At 68.8% G+C, this 416-nt stretch carries 1 pseudogene; it reads right to left on the bottom strand.

Annotation, left to right across the window (positions count from 1 at the left end):
• Positions 1-416: pseudogene (locus QZH66_RS18555) on the bottom strand (homoserine dehydrogenase); the annotation flags it as partial.

Below are 416 nucleotides of genomic sequence, written 5' to 3'. Positions count from 1 at the left end.
GATCACGGCGCTGGCCGTGGGCTCGGAGCCCGCGCCCTTGCCGTAGTACAGCGTGGTGCCGACGGCGTCGCCATGCACCACGACGGCGTTCATGGCACCCTCGACGTTGGCGATCAGGCGCTTGGCCGGCACCAGGCTGGGGTGCACGCGCAGCTCGATGCCCCCGACGGCTTTGCCGGCGGCATCAAACCTTTCGGCGCGCTTGGTGATGCCGAGCAGCTTGATGCGGTAGCCGAGCTGCTCGGCGTACTTGATGTCGGCGGCGGCCAGCTGGGTGATGCCCTCGACGTAGGCCTTGTCGAACTGCACCGGAATGCCGAACGCGATGGCGCTCATGATGGTGACCTTGTGCGCCGCGTCCACGCCCTCGATGTCGAAGGTCGGGTCGGCCTCGGCGTAGCCCAGGCGCTGCGCGT

The sequence above is a fragment of the Stenotrophomonas sp. YIM B06876 genome (assembly GCF_030711595.1).
Lineage (GTDB): Bacteria > Pseudomonadota > Gammaproteobacteria > Xanthomonadales > Xanthomonadaceae > Stenotrophomonas.
The sequence above is the reverse complement of the archived record's forward strand: the minus strand, read 5'-3'. Positions and strand labels throughout refer to the sequence as shown.